4 protein-coding genes are annotated in these 3,958 nt (G+C 48.4%); all 4 read right to left on the minus strand.

Annotation, left to right across the window (positions count from 1 at the left end):
• Window positions 1-372 precede the first annotated feature (372 nt).
• Window positions 373-810: a GIY-YIG nuclease family protein gene (locus BMX80_RS17315; RefSeq protein WP_074870749.1), complete on the minus strand. Its 438-nt coding sequence runs from the start codon at window positions 808-810 to the stop codon at window positions 373-375.
• An 838-nt stretch (window positions 811-1,648) separates the two neighbouring features.
• Window positions 1,649-2,062 carry a DUF4279 domain-containing protein gene (locus tag BMX80_RS17320; RefSeq protein ID WP_175474925.1) on the minus strand — a complete coding sequence of 138 codons (414 nt, stop codon included), beginning with the start codon at window positions 2,060-2,062 and terminating at the stop codon, window positions 1,649-1,651.
• A gap of 130 nt (window positions 2,063-2,192) precedes the next feature.
• A complete protein-coding gene (locus BMX80_RS17325; RefSeq protein WP_074870753.1) occupies window positions 2,193-2,663 on the minus strand; it encodes a hypothetical protein in 471 nt (156 codons plus the stop codon).
• A gap of 813 nt (window positions 2,664-3,476) precedes the next feature.
• The coding region (locus BMX80_RS17330; protein WP_217641985.1) for a hypothetical protein at window positions 3,477-3,958 on the minus strand (482 nt) is incomplete at its 5' end.

Below are 3,958 nucleotides of genomic sequence, written 5' to 3' on the forward strand. Positions count from 1 at the left end.
TTAAGCGCATTGTTAGGATGGCTCGTTGTGGCTGTGGAGCCGCAGGCCAAACCTAAGCGAAAAGTCGATACGCGCCGAAGCGGAAGAGGGCTAAAGCTGTTATTTGCGACTCGCTCCATGATGTCAGACGACTCCTTCGTTTAACGCAAATAACCCGCAGGCGATAACACATGCAGCGCTGCGGAGCTTGAACACAACGCCAAAACTACCGGCAAAACGTTGCGCAGAAAAGTGGCGCGCGGTGTCGTTGTGGCTGGGTAGTTTACGAGCATATTTGAAGCGCCCTAACGTTTGGTTAAGGGGCGGCCAAAAGCGTAGCTTTTGGGCGTCCCAGTGAGCGAAGCGAACGACTTGAACCAATTGTTATACGCACTATGCCCCGGATTCAATTTCGGCAATGTGTTTAAAAACACAGGTTAGCACGAGGTCTTTGTGGCTAATTTTATGTTTTGCACAAAAGGTTTTAATTTTGTGATGGTCGTCAGCGTCAATTAGCAAGTTGAATGCTTTTTGAGCCTTTGCCTTTGTTACGCTGCCCGCATTTTTGTTTAGTAGCGGCCCCGTCCCAAGGTCTAGCCGACCGTAAAGAGATATTAGCTCTGCTTCTTTTTTGAAAGCCTCTATCTCATTTTCTGTTTGGAAGACGATTTCCAATTTTGGAGACTGACCTCTCGCCTTGATGTCGTCGATTTTGTTGGCGACTTCTGGGCTGTGAGATTTGAGCGAGGTTACTTCAATGCGATTTCCAGAGCCCTTGCCAATGTAGAAAGGGATTCCGCTTGAATATCTGGCTTCGTAAACGTAGTACATCAGTGTTAACTACTCCGTACGGTTTTGGCTCTGTGTGTATAACGATTAAGCTAACGGGCAGACAAAAGCGCAGCTTTTGGCTGTCCAGCGAGTGAAACGAGCGGCGTTTAGCGCATTGTTAGGATGGCTCGTTGTAGCTTCGGAGCGACAGGCCAAACCTAAGCAAAAAGACTTGAAACGCCGAAGTGATGACTTTCTAAAGTAGTTATTTGCGACCTGATCCATGCTGTCAAAACCTTCCGCTGCTTACCGCAAATAACCCGCCGGCGAACCTACAAACGGCGCCGAGGAACTGTCAGAAAACCGTAAAGCTAACGACAAAAAAACGCACTTAAAAGTGGCGTGTGGAATCGTTGTGGCTGGGTGGTTTCTGAGCATTATGTGAAGCGCCCTAACGATTAAGCTAACGGGCGGCCAAAAGCGCAGCTTTTGGACGTCCAGCGAACGAAGTGAGCGGCGTTGAGCGCATTGTTAGGATGGCTCGTTGTGGCTGCGGAGCCACAGGCCAAACCTAAGCGAGAAGTCGATACGCGCCGAAGCGGAAGAGGGCTAAAGCTGTTATTTGCGACTCGCTCCATGATGTCAGACGACTCCTTCCTTTAACGCAAATAACCCGCAGGCGATAAGGCAGATAGCGCTGCGAGGCTTGAACAGAACGCCAAAACTACCGGCAAAATGTCGCGCAGAATAGTGGCGCGATGTGTCGTTGTGGTTGGGTAGTTTCCGAGCATTATGTGAAGCGCCCTAACGTTTGGTTAAGGGGCCGGCCTTAGCCGGTCCCGAGCGAGCGAAGCGAGCGGCTTGAACCAGTAGTTAGGGATAAGCCAGCACGATTTAACTAGATGCCTTCTTCTTCGTCTTCTTTGTATAGGTCCCACCAAACATCAATATTTGCATTTGCCAGTGGCAGCATTTGACTTGGCGATATGGTGGGACCACCTTGAGAGTAGCTGTAGAAAATTACAATATCGACATTGCAACCTTGTTCTTGCAATGTCAGGATTGCAGGGCCGTCTTGTAAGATATTGTTTATTATTATATCTAGATGGCGACGGCAGTCACGAGATATAGATAGCTCTTTGGTGCAATAAAACCAGCCGTTATAGGTGAAGTAACGATTTTTTGATGAGGCTCGTTCTGACCGTAACTCCCCTTTATGGAATGTACGTGTTGGGTTCTTCTTGAGGATTCCAGATATTTCTTCAGGCGAAAGCGCATCCGATGTAATTCGCAACGTTGCATACGTGCTCATGCAAGTTCTGTAATTGTCGTCGTACTCATGCATAAATTTATACGCTTTCCCTAACGATTAAGCTAACGGGCGGCCAAAAGCGCAGCTTTTGGACGTCCAGCGAACGAAGTGAGCGGCGTTGAGCGCATTGTTAGATTTCACGGCCGCTGGATTTCATAGCCAGCTCTCGCAGTTTTCTATATTTTTCTTTAACGTCGCCATAAATATCTTCATATTCGGACACTCCGAATTTTTCGTAATTCTCAATGGCCCATTGAGAGAATTTTGCAACGTATTCTGAGATGATTTTTAACTCTTGAGGATGCTCTACGAGCTTTCTTAGTAAAAGCTCGGCCAGAGCACTATAAACATCGGCGTCATCTCTAGATTTTTCATCCTGCAGATACCTGCAGGCACCCAGTATGTAATAGCGAAATGCGAAAGCGCCTACATGACTCCAGTCATGGAGAACAGACAGTGAGCAGTATGTATGGTAGCGCTTACGAGCAAACTCAATGTCTTTGCCGAGATAGTGCTCTCTAGCCCATTTTTCATCAGGCTCCCCGTCGTAGTAGAAGTCCTCTGACGAAGGAAGTGATTCAAAAATTGGTTCATCAAGCACGGGTTCACTCCGTGATATCTAACGATAAGCTAACGGGCAGGCAAAAGCGCAGCTTTTGGCTGTCCAGCGAGTGAAACGAGCGGCGTTTAGCGCATTGTTAGGATGGCTCGTTGTGGCTGTGAAGCTACAGGCTAAACCCAAACGAAAAGACCCAAAACGCCGAAGTGATGACCTTCTAAAGTAGTTATTTGCGACTCGATCCATGCTGTCAAAATCTTCCATTGCTTACCGCAAATAACCCGCCGGCGAACCTACAAGCGGCACCGCGGAGGCTGCGCGAAACACCAAAGCTACCGACAAAACAGCGTGCTGAAAAGCGGCGTGTGGATTAGTTGTGGCTAGGTGGTTTCCGAGCATCATGTGAAGCGCCTAACGATAAGCTAACGGGCAGGCAAAAGCGCAGCTTTTGACTGTCCAGCGAGTGAAACGAGCGGCGTTTAGCGCATTGTTAGGATGCCTCGTAGTGGCCGTGAAGGTGCAGGCCAAACCCAAGCGAAAAGACCCGAAACGCCGAAGTGATGACTTTCTAAAGTAGTTATTTGCGACTCGATCCATGCTGTCAAAACCTTCCGATGCTTACCGCAAATAACCCGCCGGCGAACCTACAAGCGGCACCGCGGAGCTTGAGCGAAATACCAAAGCTAACGACAAAAAAACGCGCTGAAAAGTGGCGTGTGGTGTCGTTGTAGCGGTGTAGTTTCCGAGCATATTTGAAGCGCCCTAACGTTTGGTTAAGGGGCGGACAAAAGCGCAGCTTTTGGACGTCCCAGTGAGCGAAGCGAACGGCTTGAACCATTTGTTAGGTTTAGCCCGTTACAGATCAAACCAGTCATGCTCTTCACTTTTTTCTGGAATATATATTGCCGAACTTCCATCTCGCTCCTGAAATGTAAGTGTGTCGATTTTGTAGATAGCGTAAGGCAAAGGAGATAATCCGGTTTTTGACAACCTGCCGGTAATTTTTGCTGTACCAGCAAAACCAACCATGGTTCCGCACCTGACAGCGAGTTGATCGAGAAATTGCTCATACAAGCCAGGCGCGATTACTAAGATTGCGTTTTCTTCTTTTGACTCGGACGCTGTCAGATAGCTCAACGGTTTTGCCACCACCAACCATCCTTCAATCTCGATTTGATGGCCTGGACCAAAACCAATTTCACTTTGAAATATATCGTCTACTGATCGCATGAGATCGAAACCTAATGAGGGAGCTAAGCGGCACCGAGGCTCTGCCGAGGGAACGGCAAAAGCATGCTTTTGCCGTGTCCGCTTGAGCGACTTGTTAGGTGACACAC

Source organism: Atopomonas hussainii (genome assembly GCF_900109735.1).
In the GTDB taxonomy this organism is placed as follows: domain Bacteria; phylum Pseudomonadota; class Gammaproteobacteria; order Pseudomonadales; family Pseudomonadaceae; genus Atopomonas; species Atopomonas hussainii.

What these genes read in the sequence shown, in the direction of transcription:
- BMX80_RS17315 (WP_074870749.1), bottom strand. Translation starts at nt 810, where the DNA reads ATGTACTACGTTTACGAAGCCAGATATTCAAGCGGAATCCCTTTCTAC.
- BMX80_RS17320 (WP_175474925.1), bottom strand. Translation starts at nt 2,062, where the DNA reads ATGAGCACGTATGCAACGTTGCGAATTACATCGGATGCGCTTTCGCCT.